This window comes from Caulobacter sp. (assembly GCF_049283275.1).
GTDB lineage: Bacteria > Pseudomonadota > Alphaproteobacteria > Caulobacterales > Caulobacteraceae > Caulobacter.
Genome location: NZ_JBAPVS010000142.1, coordinates 1 through 25,892 on the forward strand (window position 1 = coordinate 1; position 25,892 = coordinate 25,892).

General features: G+C 64.3%; 11 protein-coding genes. 2 read left to right on the forward strand and 9 right to left on the reverse strand.

Features of this window, described 5'->3' with window-relative positions; all coding sequences use genetic code 11:
- The 5 genes from WAL33_RS06975 to WAL33_RS06995 form a co-directional block, all read right to left on the reverse strand.
- Nucleotides 1-103: hypothetical protein (locus WAL33_RS06975; protein WP_422179972.1), on the reverse strand; the 103-nt coding region annotated here is incomplete at its 3' end.
- Between the two features lie 13 nt (nucleotides 104-116).
- Nucleotides 117-1,196: a LacI family DNA-binding transcriptional regulator gene (locus WAL33_RS06980; RefSeq protein ID WP_422179822.1), complete on the reverse strand. Its 1,080-nt coding sequence runs from the start codon at nucleotides 1,194-1,196 to the stop codon at nucleotides 117-119.
- Nucleotides 1,193-4,177 (reverse strand): glycosyl hydrolase 115 family protein, encoded by a 2,985-nt coding sequence (locus tag WAL33_RS06985; RefSeq protein ID WP_422179824.1) that lies wholly within the window; start codon nucleotides 4,175-4,177, stop codon nucleotides 1,193-1,195. The genes WAL33_RS06980 and WAL33_RS06985 overlap by 4 nt, the downstream gene beginning before the upstream one ends.
- Before the next feature lie 96 nt (nucleotides 4,178-4,273).
- A complete protein-coding gene (locus tag WAL33_RS06990) occupies nucleotides 4,274-7,126 on the reverse strand; it encodes a TonB-dependent receptor (protein ID WP_422179826.1) in 2,853 nt (950 codons plus the stop codon).
- Between the two features lie 588 nt (nucleotides 7,127-7,714).
- Nucleotides 7,715-8,428 (reverse strand): sensor histidine kinase, encoded by a 714-nt coding sequence (locus WAL33_RS06995; RefSeq protein ID WP_422179828.1) that lies wholly within the window; start codon nucleotides 8,426-8,428, stop codon nucleotides 7,715-7,717.
- 156 nt (nucleotides 8,429-8,584) lie between these two features.
- Here WAL33_RS06995 and WAL33_RS07000 point away from each other — a divergent pair, with 156 nt between their 5' ends.
- On the forward strand, nucleotides 8,585-8,776 hold the full coding sequence (locus WAL33_RS07000; protein ID WP_422179830.1) for a hypothetical protein: 192 nt from the start codon (nucleotides 8,585-8,587) through the stop codon (nucleotides 8,774-8,776).
- The gene (locus tag WAL33_RS07005) at nucleotides 8,773-10,227 is read left to right on the forward strand and encodes a hypothetical protein (RefSeq protein ID WP_422179832.1); all 1,455 of its coding nucleotides are present in this window, start codon (nucleotides 8,773-8,775) and stop codon (nucleotides 10,225-10,227) included. The genes WAL33_RS07000 and WAL33_RS07005 overlap by 4 nt, the downstream gene beginning before the upstream one ends.
- Here WAL33_RS07005 and WAL33_RS07010 read toward each other — a convergent pair.
- The 4 genes from WAL33_RS07010 to WAL33_RS07025 form a co-directional block, all read right to left on the reverse strand.
- The gene (locus tag WAL33_RS07010; RefSeq protein ID WP_422179834.1) at nucleotides 10,224-10,565 is read right to left on the reverse strand and encodes a hypothetical protein; all 342 of its coding nucleotides are present in this window, start codon (nucleotides 10,563-10,565) and stop codon (nucleotides 10,224-10,226) included. The genes WAL33_RS07005 and WAL33_RS07010 overlap by 4 nt on opposite strands.
- A 79-nt stretch (nucleotides 10,566-10,644) precedes the next feature.
- Entirely contained in the window at nucleotides 10,645-11,190 is a 546-nt protein-coding gene (locus WAL33_RS07015) for a toxin-activating lysine-acyltransferase (RefSeq protein ID WP_422179836.1), read from the reverse strand.
- 21 nt (nucleotides 11,191-11,211) lie between these two features.
- Nucleotides 11,212-25,125, reverse strand: a complete 13,914-nt coding sequence (locus WAL33_RS07020; protein ID WP_422179838.1) for a cadherin domain-containing protein — start codon at nucleotides 25,123-25,125, stop codon at nucleotides 11,212-11,214.
- Nucleotides 25,122-25,892, reverse strand: coding sequence for an imm11 family protein (locus tag WAL33_RS07025; protein WP_422179840.1), 771 nt, complete (start codon nucleotides 25,890-25,892; stop codon nucleotides 25,122-25,124). Before WAL33_RS07025 ends, WAL33_RS07020 begins: the two co-directional genes overlap by 4 nt.

Genomic DNA, 25,892 nt, shown 5'->3' on the forward strand with positions numbered 1-25,892 from the left:
TGGCGTACGACACGTTCTGCCGATCGATATAGGCGATCAGGTACATCACGCAGAACAACGGCATCAGCCGTCGCGTCACCTGTCCGACGGTGGCGCGTTCCATGTCTTGGGACGCCTTAGGCACGCGGACGAGCCCCGTCGCCAAGTCCCAATGGAGCGTCCGTGCGACGGGGCGGGGCGGTGGACTCACGCTCGATCAGGTCGTGACCGAGCACATAGTCGGCCGTCCGTTCGTCATCGGGGTCGGATGAGCGCAGGGCCCGCATCAACCGATCCAGCGCCACGGCCGCCATCTGCCGCACGGGCTGCCGGATAGTGGTGAGCGGCGGCCAGAGGGTCGTGGCCACCGTCGTGTCGTCGAACCCCACCACGGTCAGGTCGCGCGGCACATCCAGATGCCGGCGATGGGCAACCGAGACGGCGGCGGCGGCCATGTCGTCGTTGCTGGCGAAGATCGCCGTGGGAGCTGGTGCGCAATCGAGCAGCCACTCGGCCGCACGCAACCCCGAGCCATAGGTGAACGTCCCCTGCGCCAAAATCAGCTCAGCCCCCTCCACCGCCGCGATCGCCGCGCGCGCGCCTTCCAGGCGCTCGGCGCTGGCGGTCTGATCAGGGTTTCCAACGATAAAGCCGATCCGCCGATGGCCCAGATCCAGCAGGTGTCGGGCCATGGCATGGCTGGCCTGGCGGTCGTCGATGCGGACGTTGATCGCGTCGATCGGTGGACGACCGGAGGCGACCACGGCGACGGGCAGCTTCGCCGCCCGTAGAATATCGCGCACAACCGACGACTCGCCCTGGGGCGGCGCCAGGACAACGCCCTGCACGCCGGCGGCCAGCAGTTTATCCATTTCCTGCGGAGCCGGAGCATGACCCTTTTCGCCCCGCGCCAAGATCAACCGGGCTCCGGCGCTGGTGGCCTCCTCGAACACGCCGATCAGAAAGTCGCTCATGAAGGCGGCGCTGGGATTGGAATAGATCACTCCGATCCGCAGTTCGCCGGCCGTAACCAAGTTCCGGGCCGCCAGGTTAGGCGCGTAGTTCAGCTCGCGGATCGCGGCCAGCACGGCCAGGCGCGTGACCTCCCGGACGCTGGCGCCGTCATTGATCACCCGCGAGACGGTCATCCGTGAGACGCCGGCCAAGCGGGCGACGTCGATGATGGTGGCGCTGCGGACGCGGTCCGGCCTGCTCAATGGACAACCTTCTTGAAATCTGTCGACGCCGCGGCGGCCAACAGCTGCGCTCCGCGCACGCGAGTCTCCGGCGCCGGCCCATAGGCGCGGGCCGCGCCCACGAACGCCAGCTCAAGGCGATCCAGCGCGAAGCCTGGGTCAAGGGCGTGGATTGTCACGACGTGCGGGCCCGGCTTCAGGCGAAGGTTCTGCACGGTCTCGACGGCGGCGTTGCTCTGGACGCGCTCGAGCCAGCGGGCGCTGAACTCCGGCGCGGTGAAGTCGAGCAGTTGCAACGGCTCGTCGTCGATCTGGACGGCCACCCGCATGCGGTTCTCGGAGGTGACCGGCAGGATCGGCAGGGCCACGACCCGCAGGGTGGCCGGATCGTCGGTGGTGACGGTCGAGAAGCGCCAACTGGCCTTAGGCGCGGAGGCGAGCGCGGCCATGTCTTTGGCGTCGATTGAACGCATCTTGATGTCCGAACGCAGGACCGCGCCGGTATGACCCAACCCCTCCAGCACCGACCACCCCTGCCCCACCTGGTCGGCGTGGGCAGCGTACATCGAGACCAAGCGGTCGGCCTCGATGAACGAGACGTCCGGCGTGGCCTGGGTCGGGGCCAGGACCACCGTCACCGGGATCGGCAGGGGCGCGCCGCCGCACTGGATGTTGACGGTTCCGCGCGTCGCGCCCCTTGGGGCCGAGGCCCAGTCGATGCTGACCATCAGGCGGCGCTCGAGGACCGATGAGGCGGACAGGGTCCCGGCCGCCTCGCTGACCTTGATCCAGGGCTGGTCGGGCGTCGCGGTCCACTGGGCCGTGGCGGTCTTGTCCTTGACGAACAGGTCGACGTAACGCGTCCCGCCCAGTTCCGGATGGAAGGCCGGCAGCTCCGGCGCGGCGTAGCGCAGCAGATGTGGCAGCTTGCGCATGAACTCAGACTCGCCCGGGATCGCGGTCTGGACGTCGTAGAACGAGCCCCCCTCCGCGAACGCCGCGCAACCGGCCTCCTCGCCGCCGGTCCAGCTCGGCGCGGAGGGGGCCTTATAAAATGGCAGGCTGTGGGGCGACATGCCCATGATCCCGGCCCACTTGCCGCCGGCGACAGTCTCGTTGAAGGCCTTGCCGCCGGCCTCGATCCTGGCCTGGGCGTCCAGGATGTTCTGGCCATAGGCGTCGGCGCTGGCCCGATGCTGGTAGGCGTAGGCGATCGAGCGGTCCAGATCCAATTGCCGTTGGTTGACGGCTGTCGCCATGTCGACCGGGAACTTCACCAGCTCGTAGAAGGCGTCCTTGCGGTCAGCAGGCAGGCTCTGCATCAGGGCCGCGCTCTGGGCCGCCAGATCGTCGTAGGCCGCGCGGCGACGGGCGTTCTCGTCGCCGAAGCTGGCCATGTTGAACTCGGTCTGGCGCACCGGCGTCACCGGCTTGGTGGTGGTCCAGCCCATGAATTCGGGATTGCGGGTGAAGGCCAAGTCGTACTGACGCCACAGGATGTCGGCGATCCTCGCCCCATCGGCCGCGCCGAAGTTCTCGCTGGCCCAGCGCTCCAGATGGCGCTTGATGCTGGCCACATTCGGATAGGCGTCGTTGTCGAACGCCATGTCGAGGAACAACTGGGTCAAGTACTCGCCGGGCTTGATGTCGCCGACATTGACGATCCACAGCCGCCGCGCGTCGTACTGGTAGGCCTTGTTCATCTCCTCCCACATCAGGGCGGGATGGGTGTTGGCCAGCCACAGGTACGACATGGGGTAGCCCCAATACGAGATGTGGTAGTAGACGCCCGAACCGCCCGAGCGGGCGCGCTCCTTGGCGTTGCTGAGCCGACGGATGTAGCCGTAGTTGTCGTCGGGCCAGTTCAGCGTGACGTCGTCGGGCACCTTCAGGCCGGAGTCGTAAGCGGGCAGCACCTCCTTGTAGGGGGTGAACACCTGCGGAACCTGGTCGACCGGCGTCTTCAGCTCTTCGCCCAGCATCCTACGCTGCTCGGCGAACACCTGCTCCAGCGCGCGGGCCTGGTCCTGCGGCGTGTTGGCGCCCTGCATGGGACGGTCCTCGATGCCGCGCATCCCGACCGTGTACATGTTCTCGTCCTTGCCCCACCGACGCACGGCCTGACGCCAGTAGTCCATGACCCGCTTGCGGTTCTCGAAGATGTTGTAGGGGCCCATCGTTTCGACGTCCCACTCGCGGATATTGGTGCGCGAGATCATCTCGGCGTGCGAGCTGGCCCGGACCAGGCCGTAGGACTGCGCCATCTCGGCGTTGCCCGGGATCTGGTTGAACGATTTTTCGATGCCGCGCATGCCCGGCCAGAAGGTGTTGGCCTTCAGCCGCCACATCAGCTCGTACACTCGGGCGTAGGTCTTGGGCCCAATGTCGTGCAGCTTCGGGTCGTTGGTCTGCGAAGCCCACGGGTAGAGGCCGAATTCCTCATCATTGAGGAAGACGCCACGGTACTTCACCGACGGGGTCTTGGAGTAGCGCAGGGCGCCGTCGACCGCGACGCGGTCGACTTGGCGGATCTTGACGTCCGCCCACCATTCCCACGGCGAGACGCCCATCTCGCGCGACAGGTCCATCACGCCCCAAATCGTCCCACGCGTGTCAGCGCCGAAGATCAACAGGGCCGGACGGCCGTCCGGGAGGGTCACCTGGGCGCGGCCATAGGTCTCCCATTGGCCGGCGAGACGCGTGGCGTCGACGCCGTTGGCCTTCAGCAGGGCGGCGATGGTCGGCGACCTGGCCAGACCGAAGATCACGACAGGCCCCTGCCCGGCCGCATTGCGCGCCACGACAGGGGTCTTGCCGGTCAGGGCCGCCAGGTCATGAGCGAGAAGTTCGGCGGCCTTGCCCAGCGGCGGGGCCTTGGCGTCGTCATAGACGATGGTCGGCGCGACCTGGCCGTCGAACAGGGTCAGTTCGCCCGCGTGGCTCACCGAGGCCAGCAATGAGAAGGCCGCCAGCGTGAGGACGGCGAGGATTTGGCGGGGCATGACGACTCTCCGACGACCAGATCCTGGCCGCTACCTTACAAATTCTCGGCAATGAGGCGGGGCCCGCCAAAACGCGCCCCGCCTTGGATCGCCTGCCTAGAACTTCGCTCGCACGCCGATAAGGAACTGGCGTCCCGGATAGTAGATGCTGAACGGCGCGCTCTCGAAGCTGGAGTAGGTCGTCAGCGGCTCGTTGGTCATGTTCACCGCGTTGAAGGTGATCTGATACGCCTTGTCCATCCAGTCGGGCGTATAACTGGCCGACATGTCCAGCTGGCCGCGGGCTGCCAGGATGTTCGACACGTTGACGTTGTTCTGCGGCGGGATCGCGATCACCGCGTCATCGGTATAAGTGTAGTTCAACCGCACCGAAACGCCGTAGTTTTCGAAGTACGCGCCCAGCGTATAGAGGTTGGGCGCGATGCCCACAGCCGTGGCGGCCGAGCCCGGCGAGTCCTGCTCGATGTGGGTGTAGTTCGCCGTGACCCCAAAGCCGGCGATCCCGCCCGGCAGGCGGTTGGTGATGAAGTCCAGCGGCTGCTGCCAGATGAACTCCTGCCCTCGGATTGACAGGGTCTGGTCCACGTTCGCCGTGGTGTTGATCGAGATGACCGTGTTCATGTTGATGCCGGTCGCCAACTGGGTGCTGGAAAGCGCCGACAGCGGGATGCCCAGGGTCGAGAACGGCGCCTGGATCTGGCGGGTTTGGGTGAAGCCCTGGATGTCCTTGGCGAAATAGTTGGCGCTGATATAGCCCGCGCCGCCCGTATAATACTCCAGGCCAAAGTCGGCGTTGTTCGAGTAGTAGGGTTCCAGGTTCGGATTGCCCTGCGATGCGACCTGGGCCGAGATGTCGCTGAACGAGGTGCCTGGCAGCATCAGGTTCGGGTTGGCCCGGGTGACGGTGCGCGACCCGGCCAGGCGCAGGACCAGCTTGTCGGTCAGGTTCACCGCGGCGTTGAACGACGGCAGGAAGGCGTCATACGAGCGCTTGGTGGTCTGAAAACTGATCACGCCATTGAGGCTGATCGGACCCTCGATCCGCTGATCGGTGTGGAAGTAGCGGACGCCGGCGTTGTAGTGGATCGACCGGTCCATGAAATCGGTCACGCCGTTCATTTCGACATAAGCGCCCTGGGTGCGCTCGTTGACGAAGCCCGACGGGATGCTTGAGGTGCCGGTCAGCGAGAACGGCGCATCGTCCAGCAGTTGCTGGGTATGAATAGCCGCGTTCAGCTTGTCGTAGTCGGGTTGGACGAACGAGGCCATGCCCGGGGCGATGTTGGCCAGGCTCAGCAGGCGCGACGGACCTGGCAGCAAGTACTGCGAGATAGCGTTGTTGGGGATGGCCGCGACGCCGGCCGCCTGGGCCGCGTTGCTGTTGTCGAACGCCAGGATCTCGCGGGCGGTGTCGTCATAGGCGTAGCCGACGCGGATGTTGTTTTCGTTGTCGCCGAACTTGGCGTCGAAGTGCGCGCCTTCGTTGCGGGTGACGCGCTTGGCGCGCTGGATACGGTAGGAGTCGGTGACCCAGGCCTGGTCCGGATCATTCATGTCGCGGCTGGGCGTCAGGATCGGGAAGTCGCCGCCCTGCGTATTGTCGAACACCACCGACAGGCCCGAATTGGGCGCGGTGTCGAAGATGAAGGACGGCATGTCGCGCAGGAAGAAGCTGCGGTTGTAGTTGACCTGACCGGTCAGCTCGAACCAGTCGTTGGGCGCCCACTTGAAGCTGGGGTTAATGTTGTAGAAATCGACTTTGTCGGAGACAGGCCGAGCCTCGATGAACATCTGGGCGTTGGCGAAGACGCCCTTGGTCAGGACGCCGTTGTCGTCGCGTTCCCAGCCGATCGGCACCAGGGTGGTGGCGTTGCGGACCAGAAGGTTCATGTCCAGGCGGTTGAAGTCGCGCTTGGCCTTTCCGTACAGGGCGTCCAGCGCGAAACTCAGGGTGTCGGACGGCCGGTATTCGGCGGAGAACAGTAGCGACAGCCGATCACGCTTGCCGTCGATATAGGCGTAGCGCGGCAGCCGCGGCGCCAGAGTGTTGCTGAGGTCCTGGAAGCTGAGACCGCTGGTCTGGGAGACGTCCAGCGGCGCTCCGGGCGTCAGGCCAAAGCCGGTGTTGGCCGGCACGGCGGTGGCGAACTTGAAGCCGCCGCCGCCCGCGCCGCCGTTCAGTCCCCGACGATCGCAGGTGGCAACCGTGCAATTGCCCACGATCGGGTTGGTCAGGTTTGGCGTGGTGAAGCCGATGGTCTCGTAGCCGTCGGTGCGATAGCGCTGGGAGCCGCCAGCGACCCCGACCAGGATCCCGAACTTGTCCCAGGTCTTGGAAGCGATCACCGCGCCGCGTGGGCTGACCTTCCGGGAGGCGTTGGAATAGCCGCCCTCGAGCGACATGTTCAGGTGCTGGCCCGGACGATCGAACGGGCGGGCGTTGGCCAGATTGACCGTGCCGGAGATGCCGCCTTCCAGCAAACCCGAGGTCGGGGTCTTGGCGACGGTCAGTTTGGTGAACAGCTCGGTGGGAAACAGATCGAGGTCGATCTCGCGGTTCGAGCTGCCCGAATCCAGCGCCCCATCCGAGGCCACCGCGATCTGGGCGCCGTTCAGCGTCACCTTGGTGAAGGACGGGCCAAGGCCGCGAACCGAGATCTGAACGCCCTCGCCGGTGACGTCCCGGCCCAGCTGGACGCCGGGAATGCGTTGCAGGGATTCAGCGATGTTCAGGTCGGGGAACTTGCCGATGTCTTCGGCGACGATCGAGTCGGTGAAGTTGGTCGCCGAGCGTTTCATCGTCGCGGCGCTGGCCAAGCTGGCCCGGTAGCCCGTGACGACGATCTCCTCGACAGCCGCCGGCTCCTCGGGCGCGGCGGCGACGGGCGCCGCAGTTTGCGCGCCGGCGACAGCCGGAACCAGACCCGCCAGCATGGTGGCGCCCAACAAACATGCCTTCAGTCCGACCCGACGGCTCAAACGAATGACCACTTCGATCCTCCCCTGCGGCGATTGGTTCGCCCGCGTTTTTACTGACAGCGACCCCATTCTTGCGAATGATAACGCTCACATTCGAATGGATAGGTCAGACCAATCACCCTGTCAATCCATCCATAGGTCAGATCTTTATACACTAGCGCGACACCCTCGCCCGAACGCCGCCTACGATGCGCCGACGACGGTGAATCCCCAAAAAAACCCATATACATTTAGCGCATATCGCAAAAGAATGGCGCCCACGTATCGAAATCCGTGGGCGCCAGTGGGGGAAATACAGAGGACACACCATGCGATGTGAACGTTCCCATAGATCATACTGATGAATGCCTGGTCAAGAGGTCTGACCTTTGAGGTGTTGTCTCGGAACCCTCCTCTGCTGGTTGCGACAAAAGCCCATCATTCAGCGACGCTGGGGATGAGCGCAGACGCCGCGCCAGGCTGCATCCTGCTGGATGTGCGCATGCCGGAGATGGACGGTCTTGAGAGGCAGCGGGCGCTGCTTGATCGCTGCGTCGCCTCGCGCAAATCTGGACGCCTTTAAGCTGTCGCCGCGTCGCTGAGCGTCACCCGCACCGTCAAGCCGGCAGAGCTGGATTCGAACTGAAGTTGAGCCCCGATTTGCTTGCTCAGCGCGTGCATCAAACGCAATCCCAGGCCTTCTGAGCGTTCAGGCTCGAAACCCGCTGGAAGCCCTGGCCCGTCATCGGTGACTTCGACGACAAGTTTGCCGTCCGGATGACGACGCGCGGCGACAACAATCGTCTCGAAACGATCATGCAAGGCATGTTTGACCGCGTTGGTCACCGCCTCGGCGACGATCTGGGTCAGGGCCAGGAGACAATTGGATGCCACGAAAAGATCGTCGGAAATCGCCCGCTCCAAGACGAGGTTGGAAGGCAGGGCGCCGCCCAACGCGTCGCAGACCGCACTGAGGGACGCCGACAGAGGCGCCGGGGCTCCATCCCCCGCCTTGGCCATGGTGCGATGCAGCCGCGCCACTAGATCCAACTGCCCCCGTAGCGCGTCTAGCAGGAACACCACCTCCCGGCGCGGCAGCGGACCATCGTCGTCCCCCACTTCCTTGGCTCTCAGGGTGACATGGGCGACAAGGAGCGCGAGGTGATTGGCGATCCGATGATTGGCTTCATTGACGACGGCGCACGCCTCGCAAGGCGATGTGGCCGGGGCGTCTCCTAAGGCCCTATCGGTGGGGGCCGGCGCGGGCCGGCCTCCATCTGCGTCTTCCACCATGGACGCGCTCCTCGTCATTCGGGTCCGGACGCGACGAGCATGCGCCGTGGGACCGGCCAAGGTTTGACCAGCGTCAATCGCCGCCGCCGTTGATCCGCATCAACTCAGCATCAGCGAAGGTCGCCATTCTGCGACTTCATTGACGGGAGACCGCTCATGTCCATCGCCGTCGAAATCCGCGCCAATCAACTCGGCGTCGAAGATGTCTCCGCGCCAGCCAAGATGCGCGATCCCGAGGCCCTGCCCGGGAGCGAGGCCGAGCGGAGGCTGGGAGAACTGCACGCCCTGGCCCGCGGCGCCACGAACCTGGCGGCAAACGGGTCGACGCGGTCCTTGGCGCAACGATGAGCGCGCTCCTGCCCCTTACGGCGCCCGATCCGGCCGTCGGGCGAGACCAAGGCGAGATTGTGCGCGCCTTGCAATCGGGCGCGGCGAGCGGCGCGAAGGGTCCGCTGACGCGGATCGACACCCATATGTCGCACGTCTTTCTGGACGGCGACCACGCCTACAAGCTCAAGCGTGCGGTGCGTTATCCGTTCGTGGATTTCTCGACCCTGGCCCTGCGCCACGCGGCTTGCGACTCCGAACTGCTCGTTAATCGCGCCTTCGCCCCGGAGCTCTACCAAGCCGTTGTGCCGGTGGTGCGAATGCCGGGCGGCGCGATCGCTCTAGCGGAGCCGCCGTCGGACGCGGACCCCAGCCCGTCGGGCGGTGAGATTATCGACTGGGTCGTCAAGATGCGCCGCTTCCCGGACGGCGCCCTGCTGGACGATCTGGCCCGCGACGGTCGCTTGACCGCTGATCAGGTTCGCGCGGCTGTGACACAGGCGGCAGCCGCGCATCAGACCCGCCCGCCCCTGCGTGACCAGGGTCGCGCGAGCGACTACGCCGCGATCCTGGCGGGCCTACGCCGCACGCAATCCCAAGGCGCCGCCCGCTGTGGCCAGTCGATTGCATCCGATGACTTCTTCTTGGCGCTGGAGACCGCCCTTCACGCCCAGGAGCCCTTGATCGAGGCTCGGCGCATGGCGGGGTGGGTGCGCCAGGGTCACGGCGACCTGCACCTGCGAAATCTCTGCCTGTTCGATGGGAAGGTCACCGCCTTCGACGCGTTGGAATTCGACCCGGCCCTGGCGATTGGCGACGTGCTCTATGACGTCGGCTTCCTGTTGATGGACCTCAAGGCGCGCGGCCTGGACATCTTAGCCAACCAGGCCATGAACGCCTATTGGGACGCCAGCGGTCAACCCGAAGCGGCCCTGGCTCTGCTGCCGCTGTTCATGGCGATGCGGGCCGCCGTGAGAATGGCCGTAGCGATGGAGGCGGGCGATGTCGCCCAGGCCGAGCACTATCGGCGCACTGGGCGGATGCTGCTCGAGACAAGCCCGCCGCGCGTGGTGGCGATCGGCGGCCTGCCGGGCAGCGGCAAGCGCGCGCTGGCCGACATCGTCGCCCCGAACCTGCCCGGCCCCTGCGGCGCACGGAAGCTGCCAGCCTTATCTCTCGCTCATGAACCGCTGGACGAGGCTGACCGTGCCGGACGCTGCGCCAGCCCCGGCCGCGCGACCTTGGCGGCCGTCCAGGCTGGCGCCTCGGTGGTGGTGAGCGCGCCGTTTGTGGAGGCGCCGGCGCGCGCCTGCGTCGAGGCGTCGGCGCCGTCGCGATTTACCGGGATCTGGCTAGACGCCCCGCTCGAGACGCGCCTGGCGCCCATGACGCGAGATCCCGCAGAGCAAGCGGCGAGCATGCACGTCGCGCTCGCCGCCGAGCTCAAGGCGCTCATCGCGGCGTCGATCTAGATCGCCGAAGACAGGATCGCCCAGGTGATCTCAGCCGCCAGGCCGTGCAGGCCGTGCAGGCCATGCCGGTGGCGGCCAGGACGCCAAACCGGCCTCGTCCGATGAACGCGGTCGACAGCGGCAAGCTTGAGAACCGTGCGGTCATTGAGGCAGGCGCCCAAGGCGCAAGGCGCGAAGACATCCGCCGCCAACCTATGAATCTCGTCAGGGGGACCACCTGCGCCCCTGCCGCTTGCACCACCGATCGCGCCGGCGAGGGATCGCGCCGCCCCTGAGGCGCGGAGCTTGGCGCGCGCCACGCAGGCGGTTCGACCCGCGATGACGTCCATGTCGGCCATGGAAGCGCCGACGTCCTCGACCTGCTGTGGCGGCTAACATTTTGTCGGCGCGGCAAATGCCGCTGTCACAAGCTCAGGCTCAGCTCCTCCCGCCCAGAACGACCCTCTCACGCTTGCCTGTCCGCGGATCGGTGCGGTGCAGGTGGAACGGCTTGTCCTTGAAGGGGCCGTTCATCAGGTCCAGCAGCATGATCTCGGACAGCTTGTTTTCGCTCGTCGCGAACGGCGAGATCAGCTCGACCAGCCAGGTTCGGTCGCCCGAGGTCCAGTCCTGCGCCGTCAGGTGCTCGCCGGCCTCCAGCCTGGCCTCGGCGGCTTCGGACAGGTTGGCCCAGATCGCCACGCCCAGCGGCAGGGTCTCCAAGCCCTCGCGGGTCAGGCCGAACTGGGCGAACGAAGCCGGGTCGGCGTCGCTGAGCCCCGGGGTAGGCCCGAATCGGAAGATCCGAAATTGCTCGCTGATCACGGCCGGCATGAACGACCATTCCAGCGCCTTGATCTTCAGTTCCCGATGCACGGCCGATTGGCCCAGGAGCCAGACGATCTGGCCGATGGCCTCGGCCACCGTACGCGGCGCGCCAGCCTGGTCAGCAGGGGTCTGTTGAGAGCGACTATGCGAGGTCATGCCGGACTGTACGCCTATCATTTACCGAGCCCGAACATCGGGCAGCGCCGTGAGCAGCGCAAGCGATTGCGCATGGCCTTGCCGCCAGGCGTCGGGACCGAGGTCTGCCGCGCCTTCGCGGGAGAAGCCGGCCATGGCTTGGATCATCCGCAAACGCGTCTGCTGCGCCAGGGCCAGGTTGTTGTCCAGCGCCGATGGCGAAGCCCCCGCGATCATGGCGTCGTAGTCGATCGCTCCCAGTTCCGAAGACGGCATCCGGGCTGCGTCCAGAATGCCGGCCAAGTCGATCTGCGACCAGGACCGCGGCGTCAGGGGTGCGAGCATGGCGTCGTCGATCGCCGCCGTTGGCGGATCGATCTTCGACCGGGCCGCCGGGGCCCGCCCGTCGCCGTCAAACCCCGACACGGTCGATTTCGGCGGCCTGGAGGCTGACGCGGCCGTGCGGTCGATCGCATCCAGCCGATCGCCGTCATCATAGCCCGCATCGTCCCTCTCGGCGTCCGGTTGGTCGCCAAAAGCGAGCATGATGTCACCGACCACCAGGCGGGAGCCGTCGGTCTTGACCAGGTCGGACGTCCCGTAGAGCACGTTCTCGCCGATCGAGGCTAGGCTGGCCCCGGTCAGCTGGCGTGTCAGGTTGAACGCCTGGAAGCCAAGTTCGGCCAGACCGTGCAGTTCGTCCGTCTGGCTGACGCCGTCCTGGTTGCGATCCTGCCAGATCCTGAACTCGCCGAACCGCTCGTCCCGCGCGTCCAGGAAGCCATTGGCGTTGCTGTCGAAAGCCTGCAGCCCCTCAAGATCGGACACCGCTCCCGCCAGATCGCTGGTGAAGGAGATCTCCGCGCCGTTGGTGATCTTGCCATCGCCGTCGCGGTCCAACGCCAGGAAGGCGTCGTCGGCGCCGACCCAGCCGATGCGCACAGCCTGGCCGTCGCCGGCCACGTCGAAGCGCACGGTCGAGTCAGCCCGGCTGATCAGTTCCAAACCGTCGCCGTCCAGGTCGATGACGACCGGCGGCAGCAGGCCCGTGGTCGGCGGCGCCAGGTTCGACGTGTCCGGGGTCGCGTCGATCAGCGTGATCTCCGGCGCGCCCTGATAGGCGAACATCACGTCGCCGACCTGACCCGTCGTTCCGTCGCCGCGAATGAATTGGGTGGTGCCCAAGATCCTGTTATCGGCCGGATTGGCGTCGGTCTCGACCGTGGGGGTCGAGGTCAGGTCGATGGCGGTGATGTCCAGGTCGGCCAGCGAAAAGAGCTCGTCCGCCTGGCTGACCCCGTCCTGGTTGGCGTCGCGCCAGACCTGGAAGGCCGAGAACTGGGCGTCCTGGCTGTCGAACAGGCCGTTGCCGTTGGTGTCGTAGGCGCGCAGGCCTTCCAGGTCGGAAACCGCGCCTTCCAGGTCGGCCACGAAGCTGATTTCCGAACCGTCGTCGATCTGGCCGTTGTGGTTGCGGTCCAGGGCCAGCAGACCATCGCCCGCATTGGACCAACCGGTGAGGTCGCGAACGCCGTCGCCGTTCTGGTCGAAGAAGACACGGCTTTCCGCGAAAGCTGTGATGATTTCACCATCACCGTCAAGGTCCAGAACTATTGGCAAACTATAAAGCGTACTATTTTGAATAGCATAACGCTTACTAGAAATATGTCCGCCGGCATCCGATATATTAAGCGTGAACTGCCAGTCCATGCTTATATTTTCCCACGCCCCCTGCCAGTATCCGTTAATGGCTATATCAAACGTCAAATACCAACTAGGACCACTCCAATATCCAACAGGCGCATCATTACTCTGTGTACTGAAGTAATTTCCAACGACATCAGAAATACTCCAGTATATTGCCTGACTTCCTTCTGGGTCGCTAGCAATAAGAGCAATTACAGTGTATACGTCGAAATTATAATTGTAGAACCCAGTGAGAACTGGAGCCTCGTCCACGTTATCCACGGAGATCGTGATCGGAACCGGCGCCGCATAGGCACCCGCGCTGTCCCAGGCATTGAGAGTCACCGCGTAGGAGGTGCGGGCTTCATAGTCGAGATTGCCGTGTAGGCGAATTTCCCCCATCAGATTGCCCGCCGCGTCACGCGCGCCCGTCAGGGAGGCCACGAAGAGGCCCGGGGCGCCGTCGAGCGACACGCCCCAGCTCTGCCCCGCGTCCGAGTCTTTCACGGTAAAGGTGCCGACCAACTTCCCCGGTCCGGTGTCCGAAAGACTCTCCGCCACATGGATCTTGCCATCGCCCTCGAGATTTACGGTGACAATGGGCGTGTCGTTCTTATCTTCGACATTGATCGTCACGGCGCGCGCCAAACTGGACAGGCCATTGCCGTTCTGATCACGCGCGACGACAGTCAGGTTATAGGCATGCGGCTGGGTCTCGTAGTCGATGGACCCGCCCCTGTAAGAAATCTGACCAACGTTGTTGATCGAAAACTTCTCCGATCCCGCACCAGAAAGTGAGAACTGCAAGCTAGCATCGTAAGAGTCCGGTGCATCGGGATCGCTATAGGGAACTGAACCAACGGGGGAATTCGGGGCGGCAAACTCGCTAATTGAGAACGTCGCGGCGCTGACCGTCGGCGCTTCGTTGACGTTGGTGACCCCGACCGTAAAGAGCTTGTCGTAACCAGCGCCGGCGGTGTCAGTGACGTGCACGGTTATAGTGTAGCTCGTGGCGGCCTCGTAGTTGAGCGGCCCCGTCACGATCAGGGTCGAGCCATTCTCGCTCAACGCAAACGGGCTGGTGTTGTTGACTAGGCTGAATTTCGCCCCATCGCCGACGTCCTGGTCAACGCTGGAGAAGACGCCCACGATCGCGCCTGGCGCTGTGTTCTCCGCCATCGACAAGGCGCGATCGGCCAAGATGTCGGTGGGCGCGTCGTTGGCGTCCTCGATGTAGTACCAGAGCCGGACCGGCGCTGAATTTTTCGAAGGATCGTCGGGGAACGTCGTGTCTCTTGCGGCCACATCGACGGCCAGCGCCACTTCCTGGCGGCCGTCGCCATCGATGTCGGTGATCTGCCGCCCAGAATCCGTACCCAGCGCCTTGAGCGCTTCGAAATCGATGCTGACGCCGGCCCGGCGATAGAGCTGGGCGCCGGACAGGTAGAGCCAATCCCACGGGTCGAGCGTCTCCAGGAAGCCCGGCGCACCGCCATCGGGATCGGTGGCCGAATAGCTGGCGATCAGCGTATTGGCGCTGACGCCCTCGCTGAAGATCCGGGTCGACAGACTCACGGTGGGAACAGTGGGCCGTTCGTTGAGATTGGCGACATTGACCGTGAAGTCCTTGTCGTAGGTCAGACCGCCGGTGTCGGTGATGCGAACCCGGATCAGGTGGGACGCCGCGGCCTCGAAGTTGAGAAGATTGGCGTTGGCCAGGGTCAGCGCGCCGGTGGCGGCGTTGATGGCGAACCGCCCGCCGGCCCCTGCCCCGCCGCCGATATCGACCAGGCTGTAGGTCGGGGTGTCGTTGTCCGCATCGGTGCGGCTGAACTGGGCCAGGAGCGTCCCGTTGGCGACCTGGCTTTCCGCCGTGGTCTCGTTGACGGTGATCGTGCGGTCAGCGGAAAGGCCCGTCGGCCGGGCGTTGATCGGCACGTTCAACACCGTGACCGGCGAGGTCGCGGTCGCGCCGGTGGCCTGCTCACGGCTGATGGCGGTGACGCTCAGAGCCGCCGCGCCTGTCAGGTCCGTCGACCAGCCGGTCGGGCCGACGAGGGCCAGGCCTGACAGCTGAGCCGCGGTTAGCGACCAGACGCCGCCGCCGAGGTTCGTCCCCTTGTTGAGGGTCAGGCCGGTTGGGATATTGGCGATCCGGATTTCCAGGATCTCCGAGCCGTCCTGATCGACCAAGGCCGCCTGGATGTCGAGAGCCAGGCTTCCGCTGTCCAGCGTCGTCGACAGCGGCGCGGCGACCGTTACGGTCGGGACGTCGGCGACGGGGGCGATGTCGAGCCGGAAGATGCGCTCGGTCAACAGACCGCCCGGATCGGTGACCTGCAGCTTGATCGCCACAGCGCCGCTGGTGTTGGCCTTGGCGGTCAGCGTGATGGTCCGCACGCCGTTGGCGTCGGGCGCGCTGACCGTCGGTGGATTGACCAGGCTGAGATCTTCAAGCGCGTAATTGTTCGGATTGACCGCCCTGGCGATGACGGTGAGCCCGGTGACCGGGCTTATGTCGTCAGTGGCGGTGAAGGAGACCGTCAGCGTCCCGTCTTCGTTGACGACCTGGTTGGCGATCGTCGAGACGACCGGCTCGCCATTGGCGTCCCAGTGGTTCTTCCACTGGTTCTCGAAGGCCAGGTCTTGGTGCAGCGCGTCGTAGTCCGTCTGGGTCGCCGGTTTGGCGTACCCGGCCATCAGCGACACCAGACCTTCGGCGTTGATGGTGTCGCTGACGTGCAGACCGGCCAGGATGAAGTCGATCTTGTAGTTCGCGCGATCCGAAGCCGACACGCTTGGATCCACGTACCAGTCCTTGATCGTGGTCGCCACCGACGTGCCGATCACGCTGATCGTCAGGCTATTGCCGGTCCGTTGGAACCACAGCTGGGACCGATCAATGTCCTGATAGCCGATGACATCGATATCGTCGCCGTTCGAGTCGTACTCCCGGATTTCGTCGGCGCCGGAATTTATGTCGATCAGATAGGTGTCGCTATCGTCCCCGCCGACCAGGATGTCGGCGCCGGCGCCGCCGACCAGCACGTCATTGCCGGACTGGGCGTCGAGATAGTCGTCTCCGTCGCCACCGAACAACTGGTCGTTGCCCGCGCCCCCTAGCAAGGTGTCGTTGCCGCCGCCGCCTTCAAGGATGTCGGCGCCGTTCGATCCGGTGATGCTGTCTGCGTGGTTTGAGCCGATCACCTTGTCGAAAGTGTCTTCGAACACGTCTCCGAATGCGTTGCCGCCGGTGCCGCCGCCCGCCGCGAGGCTGAGCGTCACGCCCGTGGCGGCGGCCGTGTAGCTCAGGGTGTCGAAACCGGCCCCACCGAGCAGGTGATCGGCGCCCGACATGCCCTCCAGGATGTCGTCGCCGTCGCCGCCGCGCAAGATGTCGTTGCCGGCCCCGCCCTGCACCAAGTCGTTGCCGTCGCCGCCGTCGACCAGGTCTTCGCCGTCGCCGCCGTTTAGGATATCGGCGCCACTCTCCCCATAGAGAGCGTCGTTGCCTCCGCCGCCTGCCGCATTGTCGTCGCCGTCGCCGCCGAGCAGAAGGTCGGCGCCGGAGCCCCCATCGAGACCGTCCGCGCCCAAACCGCCTTCGAGCCGGTCCACGCCGTCAGCGCCGGTGAGAGTGTCCGCGCCGTCACCGCCGAACAAATCGTCATCACCCGCTCCGCCCCTGATCGTGTCATTGCCCCCTTGGCCATACATAACGTCCCGGTTTGCCTGCCCCATCATGCCGTTGTTGCTGGCGTCGCCATAGGAGTAGTCGTCCTGATTGGTGACGTTCAGGCTGAACACCTTGGTGAAGCTCAGCGCGCCCGCCGCTCCCGCAAGGTCCTTGACGGTGATCGACAGGTTGACGGTGTTCCCGGCCTCATAGTCCAGAGCCGCCCCGGCCTTGAGCCGAAGCTCGTTGCCGTTGACGATCTCGAACCGGGAATCGGCAACGCTGTAGCTGAAGGCGGCGAAGCCGGAACCCGGCGTCGTGTCCGGGTCGCTGGCCGACAGGGTTCCCAACGAAATAGCCGGCAGAGACGCGCCGGACATGGGCCGGTCCCGTTCCGCCACCGAGTCGACCGTGGGCGCGAAGACAATGTTCGTCGGCGCCTCGTTGGCGTCTTCGATGTTGACGGTCAAGGCGAGCTGGCTCGCCGAGCCCAGAACCCCGTCCCAGGCCTCGACCTTGAAACTATAGACAAATTCCTTGATCCCGTCGCCGTCGGTGTCGACCAGCGACGCACCGGCCGCCAGGGCTTCGAAATCCAGCTCCAGTCCAGTCTTGAATTGGACGGCGTTGCCGACGGTTTGCAACCAACCTCTGGGGTCCGACACGATCCGCACGGTCGGCGTCGTATTGTCTGGGTCTGTTAGATTGAAGGTGGCGATCGTCATGTCGCCCAGAGCCGCTCCGGCGCCGCCTGCGTTCTCCGACGCCAAGGTGATCGGCTGGGCCGACAAGACCGGCAGGTTGGGCGTCTCATTGACGTTGAGAACCGCGACGGTGAAGTCCTTTTCCAGCCACGCACCAGCGCCGTCGGTCACGCGTATGCGAACGACGTGGCTGCTGCCCGCCTCGTAGTTCAGCGCCGCGCCGTTCTTGACCTTGAGTTGGCCTGCCGGCGTGATCTCGAAGCGTGCGCCAGCATCGTTCGACAGGGTGTAGGTCGCCGTTTCGCCTGGGCCGTCGGGATCGGTGCTGGCGAACTGGCCCAGGAAAACGCCGTCGGGCGAGTTTTCGTCGATCTCGAGTACGGCAGGCCCCGTCAGGCTGTCGGGCGCGTCATTGATCGAGACAACGGTGAGGGCCACTGTCTGCTGCACCACATGCCCATCGGCGTCGGACACCGACAGTACGAAATGCTCGGCGCCATGCGCGTTTGCGTTGGGCGTATAAACCCATGCGCCGGTGACGGCGTTGAGTTGCAACGTTCCGAACGTCGGCGCGCCGACCACGGCATAGCCGGTCACATTGTCGTCGTCGTCGACGGCGCCGACCTGACCAACGATCGCCACGTCCTCGTCGGTGACCAAGGTCTGGCCGGCGACGACGGGCACGGCCTTGCCGCCCACATGCCAGGAGGGCGCGGCTTGGGCGGCGATGGCGGCGGGCATCACAGCGGGCGGCGCGAAGGAAACGGCAGTCATCGCGTCGATCAGCGCCTGAGCATGGCCCAGAAACAGGGATGCGCCGTCCAGGGCGATCTCTTTCATCCGCGCGCCGCTTGCGGCGTAGAAGCCGCTAACCGTGATCGCGGTCGTGCCGCCGATCACCGCGATCCGCAGATCCTCGCCCGAACGCGTCAGCCAGATGCGATCGGAAGCCACGCCACCGATCACGACCCGATTGGCGCCCGCGGCGTCGATGATCCAATCGGCGCCGGAATTGGCGTCGAAGCCGAACGTGTCGTCGCCTGCCCCGCCGTCGAGCATGTCATTGCCGGCTTCGCCGACCAACAGGTCGTTGCCGTCGCCGCCGAACAGCTGGTCGTTGCCGGCCCCGCCCACCAGTTTGTCATCGCCGGCCTCGCCTTGGAGGAGGTCGGCGCCCTCGCCGCCGCCCAAGGTGTCCAGGCCGTCGCCGCCGTAGAGGCGGTCATCGCCGTCGTCACCCGTGAGCTGGTCGTCGCCAACGCCGCCGAGCACCTCGTCATTGCCCGCTCCACCGCTCAATAGGTCCTTGCCGGCGCCGCCCTCGAGCCGGTCGCCACCATCCTCGCCGGCCAAGGCGTCGTCGCCGTCGCCGCCGTAGAGGATGTCGTCGCCGGCGCCGCCGACCAGCACATCGTCGCCGGCGCGACCGTCGAGGACGTCATTGCCGCCCAGGCCGAAGAGCCGGTTGAGGCGATTGTCGCCGTTGATCTGGTCGCCATAGGCGTCCGAACCGACCACGTTCTCGATGGTGCTGACGCCCGCAACCGCCAAGATGACGTCACCCTGCGCGTCGCCGCCCGAGGCGGTTTGAGCGGCCAGGTCGATGGCCACGCCGGCCACGGAGCTGACATAGCGGATCGTGTCGCCATAGCTGGACGGATCGCTGGCGTTGATCGACAGGCCGTCAGTCTGACTGTCCGTGCCGCCGTTTAGTGTGTCCGCGCCGGTCCCGCCTTCGAGAATGTCGTTGCCGCCCCCGCCGTCGAGCGTGTCGTCGCCCGCGCCGCCCGAGATGACGTCGTCGCCCGCCAGACCGCTGAGGACGTTGTTGCCGGTGTTGCCCAGCATGAAATCGCCGTCGACCGTCGCGGCCTCACCCGCGAGGCGAAGTTTGGTCAGGTCGGCGACAAGGCCATCGGCCAGTTGCAGGGTTTCGACGGCCCGGTCCGCGATGGCCTGATCGTACAGGGTCACCGACTCGGAGCCATCGAGCGAAAGGTTGAGATAGTTGGTTCCTCGGGTCGCGATCAGGTTCGAAAGACTGATTGTAGAGCCCATCGCGAGGGTGTCCGCCCCACCGTCGCCAGCCGTGATCCGCTCCAGCACAGTTTGCACACCATTGCCGCTGCGGTTCGCGCCGGTCTTCCATTGACCGCTGGAATAGGGCCACGAGCCGCCAGCCGGCTGCGCGGCCTGATCGGTCGCGTAGAGGAAGTCGACGCCATCGCGGCTTTGGTAGACGACCTCACCGTCGGCGAGCCGCGTCACGGTCAGCTGATACTGGTAGTACACCCCGGTCACGCCGGTAGCCGCGCCCAAGCGCATCAGTTGCCAAGCGGCCGCGAAGTCGGTGTTGAGGACGCCATTTTTGTCCAGAATCTCCTCAAGAGTCAGCACGCCCTCACGGATGCTGTCGGCGCCGTCGCCGCGATTGAATTCGTAAGTATCGCCCCCCGCTCCGCCCAAGAGATTATCATTCCCCAGGCCGCCCCGCAGGATGTTGTCGGCGGCATCGCCGCCGAGCCGGTCCGAGCCCTGGCTGCCTTCAATCCCTTCCATGCCGGAATAGACGTCGCCAATACCGTTGCCGCTATTGGCGAAGGCTGCGCCCAGATAGGCGCGCACCCCACTCGTGCTGTTCGAGGCGTAGGACACAAGGTCGGTTCCCGCGCCGCCGAACATCAGGTCGGCGCCCGCCCCGCCATCGAGGCTGTCGTCTCCCACGCCGCCATAGAGATAGTCGTTAGCCGCGCCGCCCAGCAGCTTGTCGGCGCCATCGCCGCCGGTCAGGATGTCCTGGCCGACCCCGCCGTTGAGGATGTCATCCCCTGCCCCGCCGGTGATCCAGCTGCTGGTGGCCGCCGCTGTCAGCGTATCAGCGCCGTCGGTCGCGCCGCCCACCACGGTGTAGTCGCTCATCAGCGCCGTGCCGGTAGCCAGGAAGCTGAACTTCTCGATCGGCCGCAGTTCCGCGCCCGTCGCGGCCGACCACCAGTCCCGGATGGTGATCTTGTCGTTGGCGCCGGCGAAGCCGCCGGTGGCGTCAACGTCCGAGACGGTGATCTCCAGATCGTTGCCGACCCGGCGCAGCAGCAGGTCCTGGATGTCGATCCCGACCGCGAACTCCAGGATGTCCGTGCCGGCGTTGACCCCGATCACGCCCCCCAGCGCGCCCTTGTGGCGCCTCAGGACGCGGGCGGTTGCGTCATAGTCGTAGTCGGCGCCGTTGATCCAGTTGGAGCCATCAAAATAGACGGTGGTGGTCGTGTCCTGAATGTTACCCGTGGTCTTGACCACCGTGCCGTTCTCGCCGAGGTGGTAGCCATCGACATAGGCGCCGTCCACCCAGACCCGATCCCAGTTATCCACCAGGTCGTCGATCAGCACATCCTGGCCGTCGCCGCGCGCATAGCGGATCACATCGTCCCCGGCCCCCGCGGTGATGGTGTCGGCGCCCTTGCCCCCCGCCAGGATGTCGTAGCCCGCGCCGCCCGACAGGTTGTCGCGCCCGCCGTCGCCCAGCACGGTGTCGTTGCCCGCACCGCCGATCACGATGTCGTCGCCGCCCCCGCCCGAGACCAGGTCGTTGTTGGCGTCGCCCGACACCAGGTCGGCGCCCAGCCCCCCGAAGCCGAAATCGTCGCCGTTGAGGCCGTAGATCTGGTCGGCGCCGTCGGTGCCGACGATCCAGTCGGCGCCGTAGCTGCCGATGATCACCGACTGTCCGGCCACCCCGACGATGTAGGAGGTGATGTCGCCGATCCGGATCTCGTCGCCGTTGGCGAAGCGCAGCCACTCCACCTTGCGGGTGCTTTCGAACCAGTCCTTGATCGTCAGGCTGTCGCCGGTCAGCACCTGGGCCCCGGCCGAGTTCTCGGCGGTCAGTTGTATGACCAGGTCCTGGCCGTTCACGCCGGAGCGCCTCATGCTCAGATTGCGCATGGTGACGCCGACGCCGAACACGACGGCGTCCTCGCCGCCCTTCACCGAGCCGTCGACCTCGTAGTTCCCGTTGCCCGCCCAGTTGCGGGTCAGGGTTCCGGCGTTGAGCTGGCTGATGCGATTGTAGAACGAGTCCCCCGCCGCGCCGGCCACGCCGGCCGGATCGGACTCGTCGAACAGCACGTCGTTGCCGTCGCCATAGCCGAACACGTACTGGTCCGTGCCCGCGCCGCCCAGCACCGCCGCCGAACCGTCGGCCTGCTGGTCGTCGCCCGCCCCGCCCTCGAGGATGTCGCCGCCGGCCCCGCCGACCAGCAGGTCCACCCCGTCGCCGCCCTTCAGCCAGTCCGACCCCGTGCCGCCATACAGGCGGTCATTGCCCTCGCCGCCGTCCAGCAGGTCGCCGTTGCCGCCGTTGACAGTCACGGCGGCCGCCGCATCGACCACCAGCTCGAAGTCGGGATTCTGGATATTCGGGAACGCATTGATCATCCCCGTGGGAACGATCCCGGCCGAAACCACGTCGCCTGCGAACAGCATGTCGTCGCCGTCCTCACCGAACAACCAGTCGTCCAACTTGCCGCCGACGAGCCGATCGTTCCCGACCCCGCCAAGCACGTCGTTGCCGAGATCGCCGGCCCGCACGACGTCGTTGCCGTCCCCTGCCTCGATCACGGCGGTAACTTGGATATCCAGCGCAGTTGTGGAAGATCCCGCGCCAATGGTCAGGCCGCCGGTCGACGTCAGAGTCCTTCCCGTCACCTGGATGAAGTCCGCCAAAGCTGAACCGTCAACCTTCAGCTTTCCGGCGGAGTCGATTGTGTCGCCAAAAGCGCCGGCGACCTCGCCTGCTTCAGTGACGAAAATGAAAACCCGTTCGTTCTTCTCGCTAAGCTGGAAGTTCAAGGCCGTCGGCGCGTAGGCGAGGCCGTCAACCTTGCCGCCGAACGTCTCATCAAGGAACAGGGTCCAGCCCCCGATCCAATCGGTCGAGGCGCGCCTGTCCAGCCCCAAGGCCAGCGCCTGAGCCACGGTGATCGTCCAACCAGACGCGAAGACAGATTCCGGGTCCGACTCCATGAGCGGGGTGATTAGGTCTCTGTTGGCCAGAAACTCGCCATAGCTCCGGGCTGTGGCCAGATTGCCGTAAAGCGCCGCCGCATCGAAGCCGCTGCCTGCTTCGAGCGTGGCGAGCACCGCGCGTTTTGTGAGTACATCGCCCCCGGCCAGGCGGGAAACTAGATCTCCCAACGCGATCGAAGACCCGTAAGCGATCAGCGCTTCCGGGTCGCGGGTCGTGTAGCTAATGCCAGCGCCCACCGTTGAGTATCGGAAGTCCTTTCCCTTGCTGCTATAGGAGCCCAACCGGACCGATGCAGGATCCATGATGATCGAACCACTGGCGGCGATCACCGTATTAAGTGTGCCAGCGACGGACATCGCCATGGCGGCCATGCCGTCTTTCGAACCGCCGTTCTTCGACCAGACGGATGTGACTCCGTAACGGCCCTCCGCCGCATTCCATCCAAGCTCGGCTCCCGCCTTGGGCTTGCCACCGAACAGTGAGCCGACAAGACCGCCGATAATGAAGCCGGCAAAGGCCCCAATCGCCGCGCCCAAGGGCCCTGCAAGCGCTCCAATTTCGGCGCCGAAGAGAGTTGCACTTGAAGTTGCCGTCGCGGCGACGACGAATTGAGCGACCACGAACGTGGCGCCGATCGCTGAGCCAAAGGTTGAGCCGAGTTGGCCGCCAACGCTGTCGAAACTGATGAGTTGCGAAGCGAGCCAGGTGCCAACGAACGCACCAGCGGCGTTCAACACATTGGGGCCTAGGTCATGGTTCCAGCTGCGACCGTTGGCTAGGTTTACTGCGATCGTCGAAATCGCCGCTCCGCCCACTGTGGTCGTGACTTGCGCGGGCAGGCCTTCAAGGCCGATTTCGGCTACTAGTTCTCCGAAGAGATAGGAACTGACCGCCCCCAGTCCAGCATCCTTGAGATTTCCCGGGAAACCCTCGAATGCATCTGAGAAAGCTTGGCGTGTGCCCCCGTGCTCCAACGCATCGCCCAGCGTTGAGCCAATCGTGCCGAGCACCGTCCCCACCGAGAGCTTAAGCCAGGGGTCATGAATCTTCAAAAGGTTGGAAATATTCGAGCCAAGGATCGATCCAAACTGGGCGGCCGTAAACCGAGAGCGTTGAGTTTCAGCGACCAGTCTCCCGTCAGCATCTTTCTCGTATTCAACCGCGCTTACATCCGTGCGCGTCTCTTCGAGAGCGCCATCCTGGTCATAAGATTCTTCGGAATTGAGATTGAAATAGAGTCCTTGCCGGATCTCGTAGTCAGCATCAAGCGTACTGCGGATATGGCCAAGAATGCTCTCTGCCGATTGGACTACTTGTTCGCTATGCGTCACACGACCACGATCATAGGTCGCGGTCGTCGTCTTGGAATAGCCTCCATTCGGCGCGAGTGACACGCCTTCAAATCCACTCCCCCCAACAAATCCGCCTCCGCCGACCGCAAGAGCGCCTGGCTTCAGGCGGAATGTCATGCCAGTTGCTTGCCCGAGCGCGGAAGCCATGCTCCTGAACGTACCCATGGCGTAGGCGCCGAGAACCTGAAAGACATTCGTGCCTGGCGCCCGACGCGCGATGACTACGATTTCGTCGACTTCATTAGGTAGCTTGACTGTAGTGACCTCTACGGCTCCTCCTTCGCCATCCTCGGCATGCGCCACGCTGGCGAATTCAGCGCCAATACGTCGGGCGAAGGCCGCAATCTCGTCGCGTCGCTTGTAGATCTCGTAGGCGAACATCGCGGCGTCGTAGATGTCGAGCGCGGTCGATACGACGTTCAAACCAGGAATAAGCTTGGGAAGAATGCGTTTGACGAGGAACTCGGCGCCTTCGCCCGCGGCCCACTGGCCGGCCTTTCGCAGCAAGCCGCGCTCGGCCAGATCGCCGACGACGTTCCGAAGAGTCGCGCCGACCTTTCGGTATTCAACCTCCGCGCCTGCAGCGCCAATCGACCTCGCGTTGATCTTCGATTCCGTCTGACGGATCAGCTCGTCGCGCTGGGCGATCAGCTGCGCGCGATCAGCGATGGGCGCCGTCTTAATCTGGTCGGTGAGGGTGTGGGTTTGCTCAACAAGGTTGTCGACACCCAGGCTCTGATCAACAGCTTTGATCTTGTCATAGAAATTAGCGTCATCCGGAACGCCAAGACTCTTGGCTTCGGCGGCGATGGCGCGCAGGTTTTTCACCGCGTCAGGATCGCCCGGCGTCAGGGCGATCGTCCGGCCACCGCCCAGATCCGATAGTATCTTGAAATCTTTTACTTCAGCTGAATTCAGAGGCTGAGATAGAATTCGCGCGTTGTATTGCTTGGCTATTTCGACTGGATTTGCACGTTGCGCGGCATTCGCGCTCTGCCATTCCGGCGACGCGACCAATTTTGACACCGGAACATACTTTTTCGTCGCGGGGTCGAAGTTCGTGGCGCTATTGATCAGCTGTCGATTAGAATCAACCCAAGCTGACGATTTGAATTGAACTTCATTTGCCGTTTTCTTTAGAAATTCGCCCATCTCCCGTCGAATTTGATTCTTTTGCTCTGGGGTTACATCCGGATTCTCGAATATGAAACGATAATCACTTTCATATTTCTGATTTAGAATGTCCAGAACAGCCTGCGTCTTTGCTGGATGACTTCCGTTGTGCGGAGCATCTCCAAGTAGTGAGTTTGTTGGCTGCTGCTGTATATTATCGGCCTTGGAGTCAAAGTCGAATATTTCTCGACCTTCATCGCCGAGTGCTAGAAACTGCTTAACAAAGTTTGACCCAGATTTAAGAAATATTTCTTTGGGTATTGTGTGATCTCGCTGATAACCCGCGATCACTTCACCTGTGAGATTCATGCGCCCCGTGGGCTGATACGGAGCAGTCATGCTTGCACCGGCGGGTTGAGCGCAAGCAGGCCAGCCGGATCAGAGTACACGACGCCCGTGACGCCAGCGGCTTCCATCGCCGCCTTAAGTTCGAGCGATACAAAGACCCTCGAAACGTCCCTCTCGTCCCTGAATATATGGACCCCTTCAGCGATATCTTGTCTTATGCGATAGCCGTTAGCCACGCGCAGCGAGACCCTCAAATCGTGAGGAGGCAGGGGCCAGCGCACTCCTTCAGCCCTGATATGCGAATTACCCCAATCAATTGCAGGGACCCTCCTCAACACATCAATTATAAGGTATTCGCCAAGAGAAACGCCATTCCTATTTCTTCGGTGTATCGCCTTAGATTCAATATGGCCGCTATCGAATGACTCCAGAATGTCCAAACATTTCCTGGATACCAATATATAGCTGGACGTATTCTCGAAATCCGGCACTCCGGTAGATTTCTCTTCACGAATGAAGATTGGGGTCTCGACCACTGCAGCGAGGCCATGTCCACCACCAAGCAGATGGTCGACACTTGGCTCATTTGCCCATTGCTCGACAGCTTGAAAGCGAGCGTCATTCTCAGCTTGAAAGAACCGGCTCTCGCCCTTGACGAGCGGCTGCACCGGCTCGATCAGGCGCACCTCATTCAAGCTCATGCCCTGAAGTTCGGGATGATTTTGCACGAGGATCTTTCGCGCTTCTTCACCGTAAATTCCCGCCGGCACGATTCTCGCCATCACTTCACCCGTTATTTCGGAATTAGCTGCGCTCAT

Excerpts from the sequence above, each read along its gene's own strand:
- WAL33_RS07015 (WP_422179836.1), bottom strand. The coding sequence starts at position 11,190 with ATGACCTCGCATAGTCGCTCTCAACAGACCCCTGCTGACCAGGCTGGC.
- WAL33_RS06995 (WP_422179828.1), bottom strand. The coding sequence starts at position 8,428 with ATGGTGGAAGACGCAGATGGAGGCCGGCCCGCGCCGGCCCCCACCGAT.
- WAL33_RS06985 (WP_422179824.1), bottom strand. The coding sequence starts at position 4,177 with ATGCCCCGCCAAATCCTCGCCGTCCTCACGCTGGCGGCCTTCTCATTG.
- WAL33_RS07005 (WP_422179832.1), top strand. The coding sequence starts at position 8,773 with ATGAGCGCGCTCCTGCCCCTTACGGCGCCCGATCCGGCCGTCGGGCGA.
- WAL33_RS07025 (WP_422179840.1), bottom strand. The coding sequence starts at position 25,892 with ATGAGCGCAGCTAATTCCGAAATAACGGGTGAAGTGATGGCGAGAATC.
- WAL33_RS07010 (WP_422179834.1), bottom strand. The coding sequence starts at position 10,565 with ATGGCCGACATGGACGTCATCGCGGGTCGAACCGCCTGCGTGGCGCGC.
- WAL33_RS07000 (WP_422179830.1), top strand. The coding sequence starts at position 8,585 with ATGTCCATCGCCGTCGAAATCCGCGCCAATCAACTCGGCGTCGAAGAT.
- WAL33_RS07020 (WP_422179838.1), bottom strand. The coding sequence starts at position 25,125 with ATGACTGCTCCGTATCAGCCCACGGGGCGCATGAATCTCACAGGTGAA.